Annotated in this window: 22 protein-coding genes; 2 read left to right on the forward strand and 20 right to left on the reverse strand. The window is 34.0% G+C overall.

What is annotated here, in order from left to right; all coding sequences use genetic code 11:
* Window position 1 precedes the first annotated feature (1 nt).
* The 7 genes from AB4Y30_RS17530 to AB4Y30_RS17560 all read right to left on the reverse strand — a co-directional run bounded on the left by AB4Y30_RS17530 (window position 2) and on the right by AB4Y30_RS17560 (window position 9289).
* Window positions 2-1300: a YycH family regulatory protein gene (locus tag AB4Y30_RS17530; RefSeq protein WP_368653474.1), complete on the reverse strand. Its 1299-nt coding sequence runs from the start codon at window positions 1298-1300 to the stop codon at window positions 2-4.
* Window positions 1297-3129 carry a cell wall metabolism sensor histidine kinase WalK gene (walK, locus tag AB4Y30_RS17535; protein ID WP_368653475.1) on the reverse strand — a complete coding sequence of 611 codons (1833 nt, stop codon included), beginning with the start codon at window positions 3127-3129 and terminating at the stop codon, window positions 1297-1299. Before walK ends, AB4Y30_RS17530 begins: the two co-directional genes overlap by 4 nt.
* 5 nt (window positions 3130-3134) lie before the next feature.
* Window positions 3135-3836, reverse strand: coding sequence for a response regulator YycF (gene yycF / locus AB4Y30_RS17540; protein WP_368653476.1), 702 nt, complete (start codon window positions 3834-3836; stop codon window positions 3135-3137).
* A 640-nt stretch (window positions 3837-4476) separates the two neighbouring features.
* Window positions 4477-5856, reverse strand: coding sequence for a replicative DNA helicase (gene dnaB / locus AB4Y30_RS17545; protein ID WP_368653477.1), 1380 nt, complete (start codon window positions 5854-5856; stop codon window positions 4477-4479).
* Between the two features lie 36 nt (window positions 5857-5892).
* Window positions 5893-6339 carry a 50S ribosomal protein L9 gene (gene rplI, locus AB4Y30_RS17550; RefSeq protein WP_368653478.1) on the reverse strand — a complete coding sequence of 149 codons (447 nt, stop codon included), beginning with the start codon at window positions 6337-6339 and terminating at the stop codon, window positions 5893-5895.
* A gap of 3 nt (window positions 6340-6342) precedes the next feature.
* Complete coding sequence (locus AB4Y30_RS17555) at window positions 6343-8316, reverse strand: DHH family phosphoesterase (protein ID WP_368653479.1); 1974 nt, start codon at window positions 8314-8316, stop codon at window positions 6343-6345.
* A gap of 25 nt (window positions 8317-8341) precedes the next feature.
* The gene (locus AB4Y30_RS17560; protein WP_368653480.1) at window positions 8342-9289 is read right to left on the reverse strand and encodes a YybS family protein; all 948 of its coding nucleotides are present in this window, start codon (window positions 9287-9289) and stop codon (window positions 8342-8344) included.
* Window positions 9290-9595: 306 nt separating this feature from the next.
* On the opposite strand from AB4Y30_RS17560, the gene AB4Y30_RS17565 reads away from it, so the two are divergent.
* Window positions 9596-10081: a DUF1189 family protein gene (locus tag AB4Y30_RS17565; protein ID WP_368653481.1), complete on the forward strand. Its 486-nt coding sequence runs from the start codon at window positions 9596-9598 to the stop codon at window positions 10079-10081.
* A gap of 174 nt (window positions 10082-10255) precedes the next feature.
* Here the strand turns inward: AB4Y30_RS17565 and AB4Y30_RS17570 are convergent, their stop codons facing one another.
* On the reverse strand, window positions 10256-10492 hold the full coding sequence (locus tag AB4Y30_RS17570; RefSeq protein ID WP_368653482.1) for a fibronectin type III domain-containing protein: 237 nt from the start codon (window positions 10490-10492) through the stop codon (window positions 10256-10258).
* Between the two features lie 212 nt (window positions 10493-10704).
* Between AB4Y30_RS17570 and AB4Y30_RS17575 the strand changes: the two genes are divergently transcribed.
* Window positions 10705-11463: a creatininase family protein gene (locus tag AB4Y30_RS17575; RefSeq protein ID WP_368653483.1), complete on the forward strand. Its 759-nt coding sequence runs from the start codon at window positions 10705-10707 to the stop codon at window positions 11461-11463.
* Between the two features lie 137 nt (window positions 11464-11600).
* Here the strand turns inward: AB4Y30_RS17575 and rpsR are convergent, their stop codons facing one another.
* The 12 genes from rpsR to rsmG all read right to left on the reverse strand — a co-directional run bounded on the left by rpsR (window position 11601) and on the right by rsmG (window position 21358).
* Window positions 11601-11831: a 30S ribosomal protein S18 gene (gene rpsR, locus AB4Y30_RS17580; protein WP_368653484.1), complete on the reverse strand. Its 231-nt coding sequence runs from the start codon at window positions 11829-11831 to the stop codon at window positions 11601-11603.
* A 65-nt stretch (window positions 11832-11896) separates the two neighbouring features.
* Entirely contained in the window at window positions 11897-12379 is a 483-nt protein-coding gene (gene ssb, locus AB4Y30_RS17585; RefSeq protein ID WP_368653485.1) for a single-stranded DNA-binding protein, read from the reverse strand.
* Between the two features lie 18 nt (window positions 12380-12397).
* Window positions 12398-12685, reverse strand: coding sequence for a 30S ribosomal protein S6 (rpsF, locus tag AB4Y30_RS17590; protein WP_368653486.1), 288 nt, complete (start codon window positions 12683-12685; stop codon window positions 12398-12400).
* 168 nt (window positions 12686-12853) lie between these two features.
* A complete protein-coding gene (gene ychF, locus AB4Y30_RS17595) occupies window positions 12854-13954 on the reverse strand; it encodes a redox-regulated ATPase YchF (RefSeq protein ID WP_368653487.1) in 1101 nt (366 codons plus the stop codon).
* Window positions 13955-14139: 185 nt separating this feature from the next.
* A complete protein-coding gene (locus AB4Y30_RS17600) occupies window positions 14140-14340 on the reverse strand; it encodes a DUF951 domain-containing protein (RefSeq protein ID WP_368653488.1) in 201 nt (66 codons plus the stop codon).
* A gap of 32 nt (window positions 14341-14372) precedes the next feature.
* The gene (locus AB4Y30_RS17605; protein WP_368653489.1) at window positions 14373-15188 is read right to left on the reverse strand and encodes a mechanosensitive ion channel family protein; all 816 of its coding nucleotides are present in this window, start codon (window positions 15186-15188) and stop codon (window positions 14373-14375) included.
* A 154-nt stretch (window positions 15189-15342) separates the two neighbouring features.
* Window positions 15343-16050 (reverse strand): DUF554 domain-containing protein, encoded by a 708-nt coding sequence (locus AB4Y30_RS17610; RefSeq protein WP_368653490.1) that lies wholly within the window; start codon window positions 16048-16050, stop codon window positions 15343-15345.
* Window positions 16051-16101: 51 nt separating this feature from the next.
* Window positions 16102-17256 (reverse strand): aminotransferase class V-fold PLP-dependent enzyme, encoded by a 1155-nt coding sequence (locus tag AB4Y30_RS17615; protein ID WP_368653491.1) that lies wholly within the window; start codon window positions 17254-17256, stop codon window positions 16102-16104.
* A 119-nt stretch (window positions 17257-17375) separates the two neighbouring features.
* The gene (locus tag AB4Y30_RS17620; RefSeq protein ID WP_368655252.1) at window positions 17376-18164 is read right to left on the reverse strand and encodes a ParB/RepB/Spo0J family partition protein; all 789 of its coding nucleotides are present in this window, start codon (window positions 18162-18164) and stop codon (window positions 17376-17378) included.
* 25 nt (window positions 18165-18189) lie between these two features.
* Entirely contained in the window at window positions 18190-18960 is a 771-nt protein-coding gene (locus tag AB4Y30_RS17625) for a ParA family protein (RefSeq protein WP_368653492.1), read from the reverse strand.
* Window positions 18961-19438: 478 nt separating this feature from the next.
* Window positions 19439-20281, reverse strand: coding sequence for a nucleoid occlusion protein (gene noc, locus AB4Y30_RS17630; protein ID WP_368653493.1), 843 nt, complete (start codon window positions 20279-20281; stop codon window positions 19439-19441).
* 360 nt (window positions 20282-20641) lie between these two features.
* Window positions 20642-21358: a 16S rRNA (guanine(527)-N(7))-methyltransferase RsmG gene (gene rsmG / locus AB4Y30_RS17635; protein ID WP_368653494.1), complete on the reverse strand. Its 717-nt coding sequence runs from the start codon at window positions 21356-21358 to the stop codon at window positions 20642-20644.
* Between the last annotated feature and the right edge of the window lie 28 nt (window positions 21359-21386).

Raw genomic sequence — 21386 nt, forward strand, 5'->3', positions numbered from 1 at the left:
TCTATTCCCCTCCTCTTTCCATTTCTTCCACATCTGTAAAACGCATTGCTTGCCATTCATCCCTGTACTTAATAAACCAGGCAGGATAAAGAATTACACTATATGACGCTCTATCTAAATAATTTAATCGATAACCAAGCGCAAGATCTGTTACATAAGATAAATCATAGTTACCTTCATTTAATAATGCGTTTATTACATCTTCTCCTGACTTCAGCTTAATATTGTCACTACCTAATAAATTATTTAATTTAAATAGAGGACGAATGTATTGAAATCGTTCATTATCGCGCCACTGCTGCTCTATCCTTGTTAGCCCTAAGCGATGGTATACTGGATAGCCATCATAATGCATGCGATATTGAATCAAATTTTCAGTTAAATCAATATTCTCTAGACGAAAATCATCTGTCCATCCTTTATGATCATTCACATCTAAAATACTAAGATCAATTAATTCCAATGGATTCCTATTTCGTTTATTTGAATGAACGGGATTAATATATTCTATACCTAGTCCATTCTGCAGAACCTGCATTCCTCGTTGACCATCTGTAAAATATGCCTCACCAACATTTGAACTGATTAATGATTGATTTGGAAATAGAGCCTCTAATAACTTTGGAGGCGGAATTGTTTCTATTGCTAAAGAACGGATTGTCATCTCAATAGAATCTTCTGGAATATATATAGGTTGATTATTTGGACCATACTTAATAAATGACACAAGCTCTTGTTTCGTCTGAACAAAATTCCATAGCTGTGTATACATCGAAGCATTATTAATCGTAAATTTCACTTGTTCCGTTCCATCTACAGACGGAAAATATATATTCAAGGACGAATAAGATTGATTAAATGTAATATATGCACGACGGAAGGACCAATCAGGTAATTGCTCATTTTCCTTCAAGACAAAAAGGCTTTGTATCACACTTACTGGTATCTCATTGGGAAAGATAACCTCCACTTGATTGTCGTTTTCAAAAGCACCTTTTTGATCTTCTCTAATAAAATCTGATAAAACCCATTCTTGCATATCTTGGAATAATAAGTCTTGCTCTAGTGGATTACTAAATCCATAATATTGACCTTCCGAATGAAAAATAATAGAACTTGGCTTAATAATACTTCGTTTCGTTTCCTCCTTACCTCCTAAATCAACCTCATTTAAATAATTTGTATTCGTGGTGACTTGAAGGTCTTCATTCGGCTGATAATTCCATAATCCAAAGGTAAGTAATAAACTTGTGATGACTAAAATAATCAATACCGTTGTTTTTAACGTTTCAAATTTCACTTTTCACCCCTCCGCTTCTGATTCATGAGCGGAAGTGTAAAGAGAATTGTAGTCCCTTTACCTTCGATACTTTCTACCCAAATCTTTCCATAATGTGCTTCTACTAACTCTTTCGTGATTGCCAACCCTAAACCGGATCCGCCTAACTTACGCGTTCTAGCACGATCTACTCGGTAGAAGCGATCAAATATTTTATCGCGCATTTCAAATGGAATACCTAAACCACGGTCTTCTATACTAACTAATAGCTGACGGTTATCCAGCTTCTCGACACGACAGCTTATCATGCCGCCTTCTGGTGAATATTTAATTGCATTAGAGATAATATTATCAAGAATTTGTGTCATCTTATCCTCATCCATCCATACAAACAATTTTCCTTTTGGCAATTGTCTCTCTATCGTTATATTATCCGTAATATTCATTTCAAAACGGTCGATAATATGGTGAAAATAGGAAATAAATTCTGTTCGCTTTCTATTCAGTGCATATTCCTTACTATCCATTCGTGACAGCTGCAGGAGATCATTTACAAGACGAATCATACGCTCTGTCTCATCCTGAGCTACTTTTAAAAATTTTGGTGCTAGCTCTTTATTATCAATGGCACCATCTGATAATGCTTCTACATAACTACGCATTGTTGTAAGTGGTGTTCGAAGCTCATGAGAAACATTAGAAACAAATTCTCGACGCTCCATTTCCATTTTTTCCTGCTCTGTAACATCACTTAATACGGTAATAAATCCTGTTATCTCATCATTATCATCAAAAATAGTTGAGAAATTTGCGCGAATAAGAAATGTCTCATCCTCACTCAAATCAATGATCATGGATCCTGTTTTCGGTAATTCAGAAATATCAACAACACGATCCTCTAGCTGTAAGAAATCTAATAGAAATTCTCCTTTTATAATGCCCGGATTACGCCCGATTAATTTCCCAGCCGCTTCATTCATCAATGTAATTTCCCCAGCTTTATCTGTCGCAATAACACCTTCACTCATATTGGCTAATACAGAGCTTAGCTTTTGTTGTTCTTTTTCTGTTGAAGCAATGGAATGCTTTAATTTATCATTTAAATCATTAAACGCTTCAGCTAAATGGCTAATTTCATCTGATCCATACACATTAACCTTTTGTGAGAAATCTCCCCGTGCCATTTTCTGGGCTTGTCGGCGCATCTCAATAATAGGTTTTGTAATGGTTCGTGCAACTAAAATACCGATAAATGCGGATACAGCAATTGCTAAAATAGATCCTTGTAAGAAGATACTATTGATTTTCTGCACTTGCCCATAAACACCTTCTAAAGATGTTTCTAAATAAATAACACCTACAACATTACCCTCTATATTAAAAATGGGCTGTGCTTTTACATACACCCTATTCTGTGTTTGTGTGTCTAGCATCGTATTCTCTCGCGGCAACTCATACAACAGAGCATCTCTCACCGTACTATCTGTCGTTCTTTTTCCAATAATATCACGCCTTGAGAAATCATTTGTCGCAAGAACTCGACTTTGACTATTAATAACCTGCAAATTTGTAATGGAAGTGGTATCAATATCTGTCACAATTTTTTGTACTTCTTCTTCCAATGATTGCTCCTCTTCCGAGCCTGTTCGCGGTTTATTAAATGCCTGTTCTAGGTTATAGTTCAATAAGTCAACGCGATTATTAATAGATTCCTCAAAGGTATCCATTAACTCAATTTCTATTTGCCTTGCAAAATAAGACCCAATCACTTGAATAGCAACAAGGAGTAATAAAATATAAATGATAATAAATTTTAAGTGAATGGATCGAAAGAAACCTACTTTATTCATAAAAATTACTCCTGTTCAGGATTACGTAAATAATAACCTACACCTCGGCGTGTAATAATCCATGTTGGATTACTTGGATTTTCTTCAATTTTTTCACGCAATCTTCTTACTGTTACATCGACTGTTCGAACGTCACCAAAATAATCATAACCCCAAACAGTTTCTAATAAGTGTTCACGTGTCATCACTTGACCAATATGTCTTGCTAAGTAATGTAGTAGCTCGTATTCGCGATGTGTTAGGTCAATCTCCACACCATCACGAGAAACTGCATATGCATCTGGATGAATAACAAGGTTTTCAATGATAATATCTTTTGATTCCTTTGTTGATTCAACAGGAACTTGCTGTCTACGTAGATTTGCCTTTACACGTGCGATTAATTCTCGATTACTGAATGGCTTCGTCACATAATCATCTGCACCTAATTCTAAACCGAGTACTTTATCAATCTCTGAATCCTTTGCTGTTAACATAATAATTGGCATGGATTGTGTTTTACGTACTTCACGACAAACTTCATATCCATCTTTTTTCGGTAACATAATATCTAATAAGATTAAATCTGGCTGTTCATTTTCTGCTAAACGAATTGCTTCCTCCCCATCGTAAGCTACAACAACTTCATAACCTTCTTTTTCTAAATTAAATTGTAATATATCTGCAATTGGTTGTTCGTCATCTACTACTAAAATTTTTGAACTCATCAACTTTCACACCTCTCTATTTTATCGGTAAATCAATTATGTCTCAGCGTAATGATGTTTAAAATTCCTCGAATCTATTAGACAGTCATAAAAAGCTACGAAATACGCTGGAGGCTTTATCTGCAAAATTTCATGTCTCTCATCTTCTAATTAGAGACAGTATCTAGCTGTTAAAATCAAAATAAATTTTTCCATATATCAAAAATATATTCTAAATGGTACCTCTATAATTAAGCATAGCCTTCTTGTACATTTTATCGCATTTTCATAGAAATGTCTTTACTTGGAACTTTTTAACAGTGGGGATTCTATTCCCTGAAAAAACAGCGATTTCCAGTCCTTCTAATGCGTGTTCAAAAAGTTTGAGAAAAAGGATCGTCATCGGTTAAGTTCGCAACGTTACGAAAGCAACATCTGCACTAGTATATCCTGTAGTCGTGTGCGTCGGAAGTTCGAGGGTAGCGCAGCTTTGAGTAGCGGACTTGCATGTGTTTGTGATGACTTCGATATTCGACACAGGGCGTGTCGGAACTTAGTCGAAGTTCCTTTGTTTGATGTGTCATTTTTATTAGACTTTTTGAACAACCTCTTCTATAGAAAAATAAACCTTAAAAGGGAATTATCTCCTTTTCAAGGTTTATCAAACTTGGATTGGTTCAGGTGGAATATCGTTTGTATCATAACGATCATTGATATCAACAAATTTATTAAATTCTTTAAGAAAGGCTAATTCTACTGTCCCTGTTGGACCATTACGTTGCTTAGAAAGGATAATTTCAATAATGTTTTGTTTTTCCGTCTCTGCATTATAATAATCATCACGATATAAAAACCCTACAATATCAGCATCTTGCTCGATACTTCCTGATTCACGAAGGTCTGACATCATTGGACGCTTATCTTGTCGTTGTTCCACACCACGAGAAAGCTGTGATAATGCAATAAGTGGAACATTTAATTCACGAGCGAGACCCTTTAAGGAACGAGATATTTCAGATACTTCCTGCTGTCTATTTTCTCTAGAAGATCCACTACCTTGTATAAGTTGTAAATAATCAATAATAATCATTCCAAGGCCGTGCTCCTGCTTTAATCTACGGCATTTTGAACGAATATCACTTACACGAATACCAGGAGCATCATCAATAAAGATACCAGCATCTGATAAAGACCCCATTGCCATGGTCAACTTACCCCAATCATCAGCTTCCAGTTTACCAGTACGTAAGCGTTGTGCATCAATATTTCCCTCTGCACAAAGCATACGTGAAACAAGTTGATCTGCCCCCATCTCCAAGCTGAAAATAGCAACGTTTTCATCCGTCTTCGTCGCAACATTCTGCGCAATATTTAGCGCAAATGCTGTCTTACCTACAGATGGTCGAGCTGCAATAATAATCAAATCGTTACGCTGGAACCCGGAGGTTATCCGGTCCAAGTCTCTGAACCCTGTAGGCACACCTGTTACATCACCATTATTTTGATGTAATTTCTCTATATTATCATAAACATCAATTAACACATCTTTAATCGCTTTAAATGCTCCTGCATTACTTCGATTAGAAACTTCAAGAATTTGCTTCTCAGCATCGTTTAAAGCGTCTTCTACAGCATCTTCCATTCCATACGTCATATTGACGATGCCAGTTGCGGTAGAAATTAAACGTCGTAACAATGCTTTTTCTTCAACAATTTTACTATAATAAGCAATATTTGCTGCTGTTGGGACACTTTCTGCTAAAGCAGTTAAGTAGGATACACCACCAGCTTCTTCTAATATCTTTTTATTTGTTAGCTCTGTTGTCACTGTTATAATATCTATTGGCTCACCTAGATCGGAAAGCCTTGTCATTACTTCAAAGATACGTTGGTGAGCCGCTTTGTAAAAATCCTCTGGAAATAATATTTCTGAAGCAGTAGAAAATGCTTCTGGTTCCAAAAATATGGCTCCAAGCACAGCCTGTTCTGCATCAATATTATGTGGTGGCCTCCGGTCATGCTCATTCCATGTTTGGCTCATTTCCTACCCTCCTACAAAGAAAATAATTCCAGCTCTTTAAGCTTCTTTTACGTGAACTTTAATTGTTCCAGATACATCTGGATGTAATTTAACTGGAATATTTGTATGCCCTAAAGCACGAATTGGTTGATCCAGGTCAATTTTTCTACGATCTACATCAATGCCCTCTGCTTTTTTAAGTTCTTCAGCAATTTGTTTACTTGTAATAGAACCAAATAAACGTCCGCCTTCACCGGCTTTAGCAGTAATGGTAACTACAATATCTTCCAGCTTCACTTTTAATTGTTCTGCCTTTTCTTTTTCTGCTTCTTCAGCTTGAGCCGCCTTACGTTTTTGTGCTTTTACAGCCTTTAAGTTTCCTGGAGTTGCCTCGTGCGCAAGTTTATTTTTAAATAAAAAGTTATTCGCATATCCAACAGGCACATCCACAATGTCACCTTTTTTTCCTTTACCTTTTACGTCCTGTAATAAAATGACCTTCATTGATTAATCTCTCCCCTCAAAATATTCATCTAATAAATCCTTTAACAACGCCTCTGTTTCTTCCGTTGTTGTATCACTTATTTGTGTTGCTGCATTTGTTAAATGCCCTCCACCATTCATTTTCTCCATAATGATTTGTACATTGACATCACCTAATGAACGAGCACTCACTCCTATTTTTCCTGAAGCAAGTGGAGAAATTACGAAAGAAGCAATAACACCACTCATGGTCAATAAGGTATCTGCTGCTTGAGCAATAATAACCTGATCAAAAATTTCTTCACTATCTGATTTTGTAATAGCGATAGAATCACGATAAAAATATGTTTTCTCAATTAGTTTACTACGTTTCACATATACATCTAAATCTTCCTTCATAAAGCGCTGAACTAATACAGTATCTGCACCTTTTGAACGCAAGTAAGAAGCGGCATCGAAAGTTCTTGAGCCTGTTCGCAATGTGAAGCTCTTTGTATCTACAATAATTCCAGCTAATAATGCTGTCGCTTCTAGCATTTTTAGTTTTATCTTACTCGGCTGATACTCTAATAACTCTGTAACGAGCTCTGCTGTCGAAGATGCATATGGTTCCATATATACTAATGTTGGATTTTCGATAAAATCTTCACCTCGACGATGATGATCAATAATCACTTTATACTCTGATTTATATAACAGGCTTTCACTAGCCACCATAGATGGTTTATGTGTATCTACAACAACAATTAAGCTTCGTGGTGTAATAAGGTCTTCTGCTTCTTCAGAGCTAATAAATTGTCGCCATAAGCTTTCTTCCTTTGTCAAAGCCTCAATAATACGTTGTACCCCAGTAATATTATCATCCTCATCAAATACAATATAACCTTGAACATCATTAGCTCTAGCAATATTTAAAATACCGATAGAAGAACCCAGTGAATCCATATCTGGAGAACGATGCCCCATAATAATTACCTTGTCACTAGCTCTTACTAATTCCGTTAACGCATGGGAAATCACTCGCGCTCGTACTCGTGTTCGTTTTTCCATTGGACTTGTTTTTCCACCATAGAAACGAACCTTTCCTTGATCATCTTTAATAACTACTTGGTCACCCCCGCGCCCAAGCGCTAAATCGAGACCTGATTGAGCTAATTCACCAATAGGTTGTAAACCTAAATCACCATAGCCTACTCCAATACTTAAAGTAATTGGGTTTTTTAACTTATGTTCAATTTCTAATTCACGCACTTTATCTAAAATCTCAAACTTTGTTCCTTCTAATTGTTGCAAAATCTTTTTCGTTGCAACTGCTAAAAAGCGATCCTGAGAAGTTCGCTTTAAATAAATTCCATAGTCATTAGACCAATTATTTAATAAAGAAGTAACTTTGGAGTTTAACATACTTTTTACTGTATCGTCCATATTTTGAGTAATTTCCTCATAATTATCTAAGAAGATAATTGCCATTACTGTCTGATCTTCCTCATATGATTTTTGTAAGGCATATTGTTCTGTACGATCGAATAAATAAAGCAAGTGCTCTTCTAAATTAATTGTAACCTCAAATTCATAATCTCCTAGGCGCACCCAGCCCTCTGTCTTATTTTCATGCATCATTTGATCTAACTTTTCCGATAAACGATGTAATGGTGTGCCAACTAAAGAGTCCTCTTCCGCAAATTTATTCATATACGGATTGGTCCATTCAATTTTCAACTTTTCATCATATAAAATAATCCCAATAGGCATTTTTAAAAGTGCAACCTCTGCTACTTTCTCTATGCGATGAGACAGAGACAAAATATAATCCTGTTGTTTTTTAAATAGTTTCTGCTCGATTTGTAAGCTATAGAAAAAGGAAATAATCAGCAGGATTGCCATAATGATTCCTAGCCACAATTGGTAATATGTAACAGCAGCAACTGAAACGGCTGATATTACATAGACAAGCCATACATGGCGATTCATAAATCCTCTTTTGTTTGAATTGGGCATATAACTTCAGCTCCCACTGTTTCTATTATTTATCCTCATTAGATAGTCGTTTTCGTAGATTAAATCCTAAGTCAATTATACCTAAGATTCGAACGAAATAAAGCAGAAGAACTGGAAAAATCACAGTTAAAACAACGACTACAATTGGTAATACATTTGATTTTTGCTTATAATGCGCATAATAAAACAGAAAAGATAAACCTTGTAGCACTAATAATAAACCTGTAAATGTCATGACATTATTGATAACCATGTTGAAGTTTGTATTTGGATCCTCCATGAACAGAGTAATAATAATTCCGAGGAAATAAATCCAAATTAATGCTAAAGGAAATTGTAGCTTACGAAATGGCGGAAAACGTAAATGTTTCCTTTCTATACGACTGATGATTCGATAGCTAATCCATTGAGACAAAAATGCAGAAAACATTGCTGAAATAGCAATCCCTACTGGAACAAGTGTCATCATTTGTGTAATCGAGCGATCAATTAATTCCAAATTCTCCTCTGTACCTGTGTTAATACCAACCTGTTCCATTATTTCTGAGCTAAACTGTACAGATTCCCGCATCATCGTTTCAAACTCTGCAATAATATTTACTTGAAAAACAAATTGGCTATATAAAAGCATAAGGACAAATCCTATGACAAAGCCTATTGTTCCTCTTGCCCAAGTTTCATACGGGCTTAAACGCCCCCGAATTGCTTCCCCTACCATAATTCCACTAATACCAGCTATTGCAGTAAGTGGAATAGCTATTGCTGGCTGGATGAAAAACGATATAAGCATTGTCACTACAAGCATAATGAGCCCTGATTGCCAATTATGTTTAGCTACATACATAATAAAAGGTACAGGTAATACAAAAATCGCTACCATTAATAGCATTGGAATAAATAAAGATAAAATCATTAATATAATATATATTCCTGCTAGCATGGCACCTTCAGAAATTTTTTTAGATTGATCCATTAGTCCACCTCTAGTAAATTAACTTAAGTCTCATATATTTATTACATTTTAAATCTTCATTGATATACAGATTTATAAATATCAAATTTTACTACATGAGAGACTTTTTCTAAAATGTTTATTTTTTAGCTATAAAAGAAAAGCCTTTAATCTCGTAATATTTTTACTTTCAACTAAATAGTTTAAAAGCTAAGTTACGAAAAAAGTCTTATTTCTTATTTTTACCTAAAAATACACATATGATTATTATACACTTATTCCTTTTTAAACTATAATGATAGGATAAATGATAGAAGGATGAATGAAATGATTTTTATAAAAACGTTCTTAGAAAGTTTGAAATTACCTAATAAACAGGCTTTATTCCGCTTAAATCGAGTAGGTATGGATATCGTTGTAATTTATATGTTTATTCTAATTCTACTTGCATCCGTTCCTTCACTAGTAAGTCAAATAGAGGCAAACAGCGTATCAGATATGAATATGAATGTTTTCTTTCTATTAATTTACTTCTTTATTTTTTACTATTTACCTGTGACAGTTTTTATTTTCGGGCTACTCTCATTAGTTGCATACGCTGGAGTTGGAATTGCTAATTTATTAAAAAGAAAATTAAGATTCGCGATTTTGTGGAAAATGACAGCTTTCACTTCTACTATTCCACTTATTCTTTTCACTATTTTAACATTTTTCCTAGATATTCCGACATACTTCTTTTGGATAGCAATCATTTATATACTCATTATGCTTGTTAGAATGATTACCATTTATCCAAAACGAGTACAAAAGTAATTTATTCTTAATGAAAAATTTATATAGACTCCTATTGATGGATTATCCAAATTATAATCGTTATTTAGCAAATTTATTCTTAAAAAACAAGCTCCTAAGCAAAATTAGCTTAGAAGCTTGTTTTTTACACCCTTACATATTCTCTAGTTATTCCTCTGTTGTTACCATTCCAAACTAAACTGCATTAGAAGGATATAGACTTCCTTCTTTATAGGCTTGTACCTGTGCCTTATAGGTTGTTCCCGGCATTAATCCATCAATAACGATGTGATTATCAGAACTACTGTATGATTGATTATCTATAGAAATCTCATATTTCACATATTTATTATCACTAAAACCTAATACAACTTTTTGAGGAGTGGCTTCCACGATTATATTAGCTAAAACAGGAATCATCAGATCCAGCAATTGCCTATTTCTACAACCATATCATTTACATTAAAGTATGACCATTTCTCTGTGAGTGAACTCTTAATGGATTATCATAAACAGTGACAGGCTTTGTGGGTGATTGACTAATAGAATGAGATTCTATAAAATGACAACCATAGATATCTTAATATTTCAACTTATTAGACAGGAAGATTGTAGATATTTAAGAATTGAAAGGGATGGTATAGATGAAAGCTTATATTTTACCGAAAATGACATGGCCTGAAGTTGAGAAATCATTGAAGGATGTAAAAGTGGCGATCGTACCTATTGGGGCACAGGAGCAACATGGTCCTCATATAGCGGAAGGGTGCGACTCATATCGATCTGAGAAATTTAGTGAATTATTGGCTGAGAAATGCTTTCCGCATGTCATCGTAACGCCAACTGTAACATACGGTGTTTCCCCACACCACATGGATTTTCCAGGCACTATTTCACTGCGACCAGAAACATTAATGGCGATTTTAGAAGATATTGTATCAAGCTTGAAGCAACATGGCATCGAGAAATTTCTATTTATTAATGGACATGGCGGAAATAGTGCAACGATCTCTGTTTCAGCCAATATTTTGACACGCAAATATGATGTAGAGATTGCATCAAGTGATTTTATAAATGCAGCTGTAAATACAACGAAAGAAGAGGTGCATTCGGAGCATTTTGGGCATGCCTGTGAGCGTGAAACTTCGGAAAGTATGTATTTAGCGCCAGAAATTGTTCGTACAGATAAGATTCAAGCAGGAGATATGAACATGGACTCTTTCGCTATGAAGTACCGTAAAAAGCCATATATCAGTATTGTTAACCAGTTTAAAGAAATTACAAATAGCGGTAATATTGGCGATGGGAAGAAAGGAAGCTATGAATTAGGAGAGAAGATGATCAACGAGGCACTGGATAACATAAGTGAATTTATACTAGATTTTATGAAAACTAAACGGTAGAGACAGAGAAGATTCTTTAAATGAGATAACTGTGATTGTTATGATTGCTTCACCAAGCTGCTCTACACTTATGCTAAATATAGCTATTACTAAAAAAATAAGCTCCCAAGCCAAATTGGCTTAGGAGCTTAATATTTTTACTCACTTACATATGGTAATAATGCCATTGTACGAGCACGTTTAATTGCTGTAGTTAATTTACGTTGATATTTAGCAGAAGTTCCAGTTACACGGCGTGGTAAAATTGTTCCACGCTCAGAAATGAAACGTTTTAATAAATCAACATCTTTATAATCGATATGTGTAATGCCATTTGCAGTGAAATAACATACTTTACGACGTCTTGGACGACCGCGACGAGCTGCCATGTGAAATCCTCCTTCTAATTCATTTTCTATTTATCCATTAGCCTGATAAACAGGCTTCCATTCAATTAAAACGGTAAATCATCGTCAGAAATATCGACTGGGCCACCATCATTTTGGAAAGGACCATCATCGTATTTAACTGGTGAGGGTTGAGTTGGATATGGATTCTGGTTATAGTCTTGATTTGGCTGATATCCTGATTGACCTTGTCCTGAAACAGCACCTGCTCCTCTAGATTCAAGGAATTGTACGCTATCTGCGACAACCTCTGTTATATAAACCATTTTACCATCTTGTCCTTCATAACTACGAGATTGTAGACGTCCATCTACACCAACAAGATTTCCCTTTTTCATATAATTAGCAAGGTTTTCTGCTGGCCTACGCCAAACGACACAGTTAATAAAATCTGCATCTCGATTACCTTGTTGATTTGTAAAAGGTCGGTTTACTGCCAACGTGAAGTTTGCTACAGCTACACCACTAGGCGTATAGCGTAAATCAGGATCTCTTGTCAATCTACCGACAAGCACAACTCGATTTAACATCAGAACCTCTCCTTATAATTAGTCTTCTACGCGAACTGCGATATGACGAATAATATCTTCTGAATACTTAGCTTGACGTTCGAATTCATTGATTGCTTCTTCTCCACTTGCAAAGTTAACTAATACATAGTAACCATCGCGATGGTCTTCGATTTCGTAAGCAAGCCTCTTTTTACCTTTTTCTTCTACTTTTTCAATCTCCGCGCCATTATCTGTTAAAACGCTATTAAAACGTTCAATTAGAGCTTTTTGAGCCTCTTCTTCGATATTTGGGCGGATGATGTACATAATTTCGTATTTTCTCATCCGTTACACCTCCTTTTGGTCTTAGCGGCCCCTAATTTATTTAGGAGCAAGGAGTAATTGTTAATAGTTAATAATTACTCACAATGCCAAATTATATCATGAAAACTACCATAACACAACTCAAACTATGAAATTCCTCACTTAGTTAATTTATATAGAACATATGTTCTATACGTTGAATCGGAAAAGAATGATATCTCCATCTTTTACAATATATTCTTTCCCTTCTGACCGAACTTTTCCATTCTCTTTAGCTTGTCCCATTGAACCAGCTGCCATCAGATCATCATATGAAACTGTTTCAGCTCGAATAAATCCTCTTTCAAAGTCAGTATGAATAATTCCTGCTGCTTGAGGAGCTTTCATTCCATTGCGGAACGTCCATGCACGTACTTCTTTTTCTCCAGCAGTAAAATACGTTCCTAAACCTAACAAGCTATAAGCTGCTTTAATAAGCTTATCAAGACCCGATTCATTGATTCCTAACTCTTCTAGAAACATGGCTTTTTCTTCTTGATCTAATTCAGAAATTTCAGCTTCTATATTTGCACAAATTACTACAACCTCTGCATTTTCTTTCACTGCAAATTCTTTTAGCTTTTGTACATTTTCATTGTCCTCTGGATTAGCAATATCATCTTCTCCAACATTTGCTACATATAATACAGGCTTACTTGTTAATAAATGAAGTTGTTTAACAATTTTCTTCTCTTCATCTTTATATTCTAAAGCACGAGCAGGTGTATCATTTTCTAAGCCTTCTTTAATTCTTATTAATACATCATGTTCAGCAATTGCTGCTTCATCACGTTGTCTCACTAATTTTTGAACTCGATCAATACGCTTATTAACAGCCTCTAGGTCTGCTAAATTTAATTCTAAATTTATTACTTCAGCATCATCAATAGGATCTACTTGCCCTGAAACATGTGTAATATTTTCATCATCGAAGCAACGTACCACATGACAAATAGCATCTACTTGACGAATATGAGATAGAAACTGATTTCCTAAACCTTCGCCCTTACTAGCACCTTTTACAATTCCTGCTATATCTGTAAATTCAAATGCAGTTGGGATTGTTTTTTTTGGCTTTACTACTTCTGTTAATTTATTTAATCGCTCATCAGGTACTTCTACAATACCTACGTTAGGATCAATTGTGCAGAATGGATAATTTGCTGATTCTGCTCCAGCTTGCGTAATCGCATTAAATAATGTTGATTTACCTACGTTTGGCAAACCAACAATTCCTGCTGTTAATGACATGTATTTCCACTCCTTAAGGATTTAATTCATATGAACCTGGCTGTCACATCAATTATAGATAGTCATAAGTAAATTGACAAGCATAGAAAAAGGAAAAACAAACATGTTTTTAATGCTTATTTTCCCTTTTCTCTATACCATTTTCATTTTTTATAAATAGCAGCTCTTCAAATACTTATATTTGGTTATTCTTCATGCTTTTCAATAATTCTTTTTACTTTCTTTACAAACTCTCGACGTGGAATAAGTACACTATGTTCGCAACCTTGACATTTGATTCGTATATCCATTCCCATACGAATAATCTTCCAACGATTTTCTCCACATGGATGTTGTTTTTTCATTTCAACAATATCATTCAAACCAAAATCTTTATTATTCGCCATTTTAATCCTCCCTCAACACATATTGTACTTCATTACGTATGATGGACAGTAATTCCATTAGAATTAAGCTTTTCTTTAATTTCTTTACGAATAACTCTTGATATCATTACCTGGTGATTAGGCAACGTTTCTGCAATAATTCTAATAACAACATGTGATAACTCTAATGCTTCAATTCCTTCTATAGTTGGTTTAGCAAGAACCTCCTTATATCTACCCGGTAAATCCTCCAAAATCATTTCAATTAACTTTTCAGCTTGCTCCACATCTGCTTCGTAGGAAAGATTAATATCTACTATAGCTAATCCATTATGTATCGAATAATTCGTTACTTGTGTAATGTTTCCATTAGGTATAATTTGTTGTTCTCCTGTATAACTCTTCAATTTTGTAGTTCGTAAACCTATTTCCTCTACTGTTCCTTCGATACCCAATATATCAACATAGTCTCCAACAGAAAATTGATCTTCAAATATTATAAAGAAACCAGAGATAATATCTTTTACTAAGCTTTGAGCTCCAAAACCAATTGCAAGACCTACAACTCCTGCCCCAGCTATTAATGGCATAATTTCAAAACCAAAAGCAGACAATATCATGATAAAAGCAACGAAATAAACAATGTATGTGACTACACTTTTCAGTAATTTTGTTAATGTATTCTCTCTTCTCTCAGATATACTAATTTTCCGATGATGCCTCTGCTTAACAAATAATCGATCAATAATTTTACGACTAAGCTTTATAACAATCCCAGCTAAAAGAAGAATTAAGAAAATATGTAATGCTTTTTCTCCGATAGAAAGCCAGAATTCGGAATTCATTATATGTTCCTTTATATTTTCCAAATGTAGAACCTCCTCTTTCTCTTATGTTCTTTTGGAATATCTATAGTAAATATTACACCATTCTGCTTTTTAGTAAAAGAAATTATAATTTTAATCCATTTAAAAATGCAGAAGGTTCTATGGATGAATTCACCCACTCCCCTTCTACACTTATTTAAAAAAACATATAATATATGTAGTAAATCACACAAACAGTTAGAATTGATGGTAATAAATTCCCTATACGTATTTGGGTGATTTTTAAAATATTCAAACCGATTGCAACAATCATTAGTCCCCCTACTGCTGTTAATTCGGTAATTAAACCATTCATAAAGGCCTCTGGTATCCATCTTTCAATTTGTGTTGCTAGTAATGCTATTGATCCTTGATAAAGGATAACGGGAATAACAGAAAGAATCACGCCAATTCCTAATGTTGTTGTTAATACAAGAGACATAAAACCATCAAGAATTCCTTTTGTAATTAAAACTTCATGATCACCACGTACCCCACTATCAAGAGCACCTAGAATAGCCATTGCCCCAACTACAAAAATAAGTGTTGCCGTTACAAATCCTTGAGAAATACTCCCTTTACCATTAGCGGATTGAAACTTACTTCCAATCCAGTTTCCAAAACGATTTAAAATATCCTCAATACGGAAAAGCTCACCTAATATTGCTCCAGATAATAAACTAAGTAAAACAACAATAATTAACTCTGTAGAAAATGCCATTTGTAGTCCAATCAATATAACAGATAGTCCAATTCCATGTAGTGCTGTTTCCTTAAAGCGTTCGGGAATTTTAGTAAAAAACAACCCTAGTATGCTTCCAATAATGATACATAATCCATTAACTAATGTTCCTGTAAGTGCCATTTATCCATCTCCAATTTATGTATAACCCGAATCTTCTTTTGTTATAACTATTTATATATTTTCATACGCATCAATAATCTGCTGTATTGCTTGAAGGAAAATCTCAATTTCCCCTTCTGTATTATACATGTTTATACTTGCTCTTACTACACCTTGTTCTAATGTATTCAAAGTTTGATGAGCCAAAGGACTACAATGCAATCCCCCACGAACTGCGATTTGGTAATGTGAATCCAATATCATTGATAATTCTTGTGAGGAAATATCCTTTACATTAAATGCTACAATCGGTATTTGCTTCGGTTGTTTATCTGTCCAGTAAACTTGCACATCATGTATCTGCTTCAAACCATTATACAATTTCTGAATTAAAATTGTTTCACGTGGAACAATTTCTGTTTTATTTTTCTCATAATGTTTTAATGCTGCAAGTAAACCTGCTATACCTGGCGTATTTAATGTACCACTTTCATATTTTTCTGGCCATGCTTCTGGTTGCTCTATGGATTCAGAGTAATTTCCTGTACCTCCATGATGAATGGGAGATAATAAGACTTCCCCTTCTACTAATAACATTCCTGTACCTTGTGGACCTAGTAAAGCTTTATGTCCAGGAAAAACAAGCATATCAATTCCTTGTTTTTTCATATTAATTGGCAAATGTCCAGCAGTTTGCGAAGCATCCACTAATGTTAAAATTCCCTTCAGATGTGCTATCTCTAAAATAGCATCTATAGGTATTAATGAACCTGTTACATTAGAGGCATGTGTTATTGCAATCAGCTTTGTATTCTCTTTAATTTCTTGTTGAAAAGATTGTATAAATTGCTCATCATTTTCCTGCCAATCAATATAGCTTACATCTACTCCAAAATTGTTTCTAATATATTCCAGTGGTCTTCTCAATGAATTATGTTCCATTGAAGTAGCAATCACATGGTCTCCCTTTTGCCAATTCAATCCTTTTATTGCTTGATTTAAAGCAATTGTTGCATTTGGATAAAATAAACATTGTTTTGGGTTTGTACATCCAAATAAAGCTGCTGCTTTATTTCTAGTCTCATTAATAATCATATCTGCTTTTCTTGCAAGTTGGTGCCCTCCCCTACCAGGGTTTGCACCCAAATGAGTTACTACATCAATCATTTGATCAACAACTTCTTTTGGTTTTGGGAAAGAAGATGCTGCTTGGTCAAAATAAATCATATGCTCTCACCTCATTTTCTGCTTAAACACTTACTATTATTCCATATAGAGTAATAGAAATTTAGCTCAGAATAAAGTAAGAAGACTGACAAGTAAATTGTCAGCCTGTGCCATTACTTTTATTCAGATAAAATTTCAATGAGTCTTTCTAAATCTTCATCAGAGTAAAATTCAATCTCAATCTTCCCTTTTTTCTTTCCTCGTTGAATATTTACTGCTGTACCAAACTGTTCTCTTAATCTTGTTTCTGTGTTTTGAATGAAAATATCTTTTTTCGGTTTTTCTTTCTTCTTATTTGACTCTTTATTTATTTGTTGGATTAATTGCTCTACTTGACGTACATTTAACTTTTCCTTGCGAATCTTAGTTACAAGTTCTAGCAATTGATCTTCATTTTTAACAGAAAGTAAAGCTCTGCCATGGCCCATGGATAATTCACCATTATTAATATAGGCAATGACTTGTTCTGGTAAAGATAGTAAACGCATCATATTCGCAATATGAGAACGGCTTTTTCCTAATCGTTTGGATAATTCTTCTTGAGTAATTTTTAACTCGGTTAATAAATTATCATATGCTGTCGCTTCCTCTATTGGTGTTAAATCTTCACGTTGTAAATTTTCTAATAGAGCAATTTCCATCATTTTATGATCTGTCAAATCTTTGACAATAACAGGTATTACTTCTAAACCTGCTTCTTTTGCAGCCCGGAATCTTCTCTCCCCTACTACAATTTCATAGCCTTTTATACTTTGACGAACAATCAATGGCTGGATAATACCATATTCTAAGATAGATTCTTTTAATTCCTCAATGGCATCTGCTTGGAAGGTTTTTCTTGGTTGATATGGATTTGGTCGACATTGATTAATTTGTATTTCCTGGATTGAGTCTTCTGATTCGTTCATATCAGGGAGCAATGCGTCTAAGCCTTTACCTAACCTTTTCACTTTCGATCACTTCCTTTGCTAATTCAAGATACACTTCTGCACCTTTCGATCTAGGATCATAAATAATAATTGGTTTCCCATGGCTAGGTGCTTCACCAAGTCGAATATTTCTTGGAATAATAGAGCGATATACTTTATCCTGAAAATATTTTTTAACTTCTTCAATTACTTGAATTCCTAAATTTGTTCTTGCATCAAGCATTGTTAAAAGAACGCCTTCGATCATTAAACTTTTATTTAAATGCTTTTGTACAAGACGAATAGTATTCAATAATTGACTTAATCCTTCTAATGCATAAAACTCACATTGTACAGGAATAATTACTGAATCAGATGCAGTTAAAGCATTAATTGTTAATAGACCTAATGAAGGTGGGCAATCGACAATAATATAATCATAATTATTTTTTATATGATCTAATGCTCGTTTTAAACGAATTTCTCTTGAAATAGTTGGAACGAGTTCAATCTCTGCTCCAGCTAATTGAATAGTAGCTGGAATGATATCTAATCCTTCTACAGCAGTAGAGACACATACTTCTTCTGCTGGTAAATCTTCCACAAGGATATTGTAAATACAATTATCCATATCTCCTTTATTAATACCTACCCCACTTGTTGCGTTGCCTTGTGGGTCTATATCAACAATTAGTACTTTTTTTCCTAATAATGCTAAGCAAGCACTCAAATTCACGGATGAAGTTGTCTTTCCAACACCACCTTTTTGATTTGCTACAGCTATAATTTTCCCCATTATTTCACCTACTTATCTCGTAAACACTTCGAATGTGACTAAGTTGCAATTTCAATCGTACTTTAGTGATAAAATTTTCTTCTTTTTCAATAGAAGTTTGAGCTTATTCATGTTTATTCCTTAAAAATCAACTATAAACAATTCTATTAAATTAAAAACCTGTCTTTTATATAATATCATTTTATACATAGGAAATAACTATAAAAATACTTTTTGTTAAAAGAATGTAATTAACCTTCTTAAACTTAAGTTGGGTTACTTCATATAAACTATTAAATGGAATAGTAGAAAAGGATAAAATTACCTTCTTATTTAGTGAGATAAATGCTTGTTTTTAAATTGGACGAGGATAAAGTTAATCGCAATATTTTAATAATCTAGCTATTTTCCATAGATTATTAAAATATTGGACGAAAGTTTATGAACGAAAGTGCCCATCAAAATTGATGGGCATCACATTAGGTATGATAAGATAATATTATTTCTTTTTTGGAATTTTTATAGTGAACTGATAATAATCTTCTAACTCTTCTTCATCTGACTCTATTTCTATACCAGTTTTTGTAACCATACTCAAAGATTGACGTATAGTATTCATTGCGATACGAATATCTTTATTAACTCCCTTTATTCGGTTCTGCTTTTTTTCTTTTGGTTGTTCTGGTTCTAAAAGTTTTTGAATAAGTGCCTCTGTCTGCTTCACATTTAAATCATTTTCAATTATTTCTTCAAGTGCACGAAGCTGTATTACTTCATCTTTTAATCCAATAAGCGCCCTAGCATGTCGCTCAGTTATTGTTTTTAGAAATAATGCATTTTGTACATCTTCTGGTAACTTTAAAAGGCGAAGCTTATTCGCAATAGTAGATTGGCTCTTTCCTAGTCTTTGTGCTAGTGCTTCTTGCGTCAAAGAATGTAATTCTAATAATTTTGCATACGCTTGCGCTTCCTCGATTACAGTTAATTCTTCACGCTGTAAGTTCTCTATTAATGCTACAGATGCTGTCTCCGCATCATTCATATCACGTATAATTGCCGGGATTGTCTCCCACTCTAATGTTTGTACAGCACGCCATCTACGCTCACCTGCAATTAATTCATACATCTCATCATCCATTTTACGAACAACAATAGGTTGAATCATTCCGTGAGTATGTATTGTTTGTGCTAATTCTTTTATTTTATCTTCATTAAAAACCGCTCTTGGTTGGTAACGGTTAGGAGTAATTTGGCTAATTGGTAATTTAATTACCTCATCCGTATGTTCTCCATCTTTTTGTTTTTCACCAAGTCCAAAAATCCGATTAAAAGGTTGCAGCATGATTAGACACCACCTTTCTCCTATTCCTTTTCTACATCATTGGAATATATTTAATGGAAAAACGATTTAGAAAACTTACATCATCTATTCTTTTTCAAAAATATGTAGTTTCTCTTATTTTCCCCTAATTTGTAAAAATGTTCCACGTGAAACATTTTTACTCCATCTATATAAAATCACATATACCTTATACATATATGTGATAAAAATCTACATATGTAATTCTATTTTACCATATTCATACAAATAAGAATATGACATAACAAAGATATTTTTATTTACAGTTAAATAGTTTGAATCTTCTGAAATATATTGGTTCCTCTCTCACTTCCATGAATTAGTAAGAGAGGCATGCCTCCTCTACTGAATCGGATTTCGATTTGGCATACCTGGCTTTCTTGGATATTTTTTAGGTGTCTGTCTAACTTTATCAATAATGACAATAGAACGTTCACTATCTTCCATTGGTAATGTAAAGCTTTCATTACCAACAACCTCTCCCCCTAGTATATGGATAGCTGCTTTTGAATCAGCCAATTCTTCTATAGATTGTGCCCCTTTTAATGCTATAAAAGATCCAGTTACTTTACATAGAGGTAGACAAAGTTCACTTAAAACAGACATACGTGCTACAGCTCGAGCTATAACAATATCAAATTTCTCACGAAACTCTTTATTTCTTCCAAAATCTTCTGCACGACTATGATGAAAATGAACATCTTTCAATTTCAATGCAGTAGCAAGCTCATTTAAAAACTTAATTCGCTTCTGTAAGGAATCAACAATAGTTATTTCTAAATGAGGGAAACAAATCTTCAAAGGAATACTTGGAAAACCTGCTCCTGCCCCTACATCACAAATATGTTTTGGCAATGTTAAATCATAATAAAATGCGGCTGAAATAGAATCATAAAAATGTTTTAAATATACTTCTTTTTCTTCTGTAATAGCTGTTAAATTAATCTTCTCATTCCATTCTACCAACATCTGATAGTAAATAGAAAATTGTTCCATTTGCTCTTCTGATAATTCAATATGGTATTTTTGTAATGCTTGTTTAAATTGTTCTGGATTCAATAGAATGTCTCCTTATTGAATAATGTTT

It is taken from the genome of Ornithinibacillus sp. 4-3, from assembly GCF_040958695.1.
Lineage (GTDB): Bacteria > Bacillota > Bacilli > Bacillales > Amphibacillaceae > CALAMD01.

Coding starts and splice junctions, on each gene's coding strand:
- ssb (WP_368653485.1), bottom strand. CDS start 12,379: ATGTTAAATCGAGTTGTGCTTGTCGGTAGATTGACAAGAGATCCTGAT.
- AB4Y30_RS17600 (WP_368653488.1), bottom strand. CDS start 14,340: ATGGCGAATAATAAAGATTTTGGTTTGAATGATATTGTTGAAATGAAA.
- AB4Y30_RS17615 (WP_368653491.1), bottom strand. CDS start 17,256: ATGATTTATTTTGACCAAGCAGCATCTTCTTTCCCAAAACCAAAAGAA.
- ychF (WP_368653487.1), bottom strand. CDS start 13,954: ATGTCATTAACAGCAGGAATTGTTGGTTTGCCAAACGTAGGTAAATCA.
- rplI (WP_368653478.1), bottom strand. CDS start 6,339: ATGAAGGTCATTTTATTACAGGACGTAAAAGGTAAAGGAAAAAAAGGT.
- walK (WP_368653475.1), bottom strand. CDS start 3,129: ATGAATAAAGTAGGTTTCTTTCGATCCATTCACTTAAAATTTATTATC.
- AB4Y30_RS17625 (WP_368653492.1), bottom strand. CDS start 18,960: ATGGGGAAAATTATAGCTGTAGCAAATCAAAAAGGTGGTGTTGGAAAG.
- AB4Y30_RS17575 (WP_368653483.1), top strand. CDS start 10,705: ATGAAAGCTTATATTTTACCGAAAATGACATGGCCTGAAGTTGAGAAA.
- rpsF (WP_368653486.1), bottom strand. CDS start 12,685: ATGAGAAAATACGAAATTATGTACATCATCCGCCCAAATATCGAAGAA.
- AB4Y30_RS17555 (WP_368653479.1), bottom strand. CDS start 8,316: ATGCCCAATTCAAACAAAAGAGGATTTATGAATCGCCATGTATGGCTT.
- AB4Y30_RS17620 (WP_368655252.1), bottom strand. CDS start 18,164: ATGAACGAATCAGAAGACTCAATCCAGGAAATACAAATTAATCAATGT.
- AB4Y30_RS17560 (WP_368653480.1), bottom strand. CDS start 9,289: ATGGATCAATCTAAAAAAATTTCTGAAGGTGCCATGCTAGCAGGAATA.
- AB4Y30_RS17610 (WP_368653490.1), bottom strand. CDS start 16,050: ATGGCACTTACAGGAACATTAGTTAATGGATTATGTATCATTATTGGA.
- AB4Y30_RS17565 (WP_368653481.1), top strand. CDS start 9,596: ATGATTTTTATAAAAACGTTCTTAGAAAGTTTGAAATTACCTAATAAA.
- yycF (WP_368653476.1), bottom strand. CDS start 3,836: ATGAGTTCAAAAATTTTAGTAGTAGATGACGAACAACCAATTGCAGAT.
- noc (WP_368653493.1), bottom strand. CDS start 20,281: ATGCTGCAACCTTTTAATCGGATTTTTGGACTTGGTGAAAAACAAAAA.
- dnaB (WP_368653477.1), bottom strand. CDS start 5,856: ATGAGCCAAACATGGAATGAGCATGACCGGAGGCCACCACATAATATT.
- rpsR (WP_368653484.1), bottom strand. CDS start 11,831: ATGGCAGCTCGTCGCGGTCGTCCAAGACGTCGTAAAGTATGTTATTTC.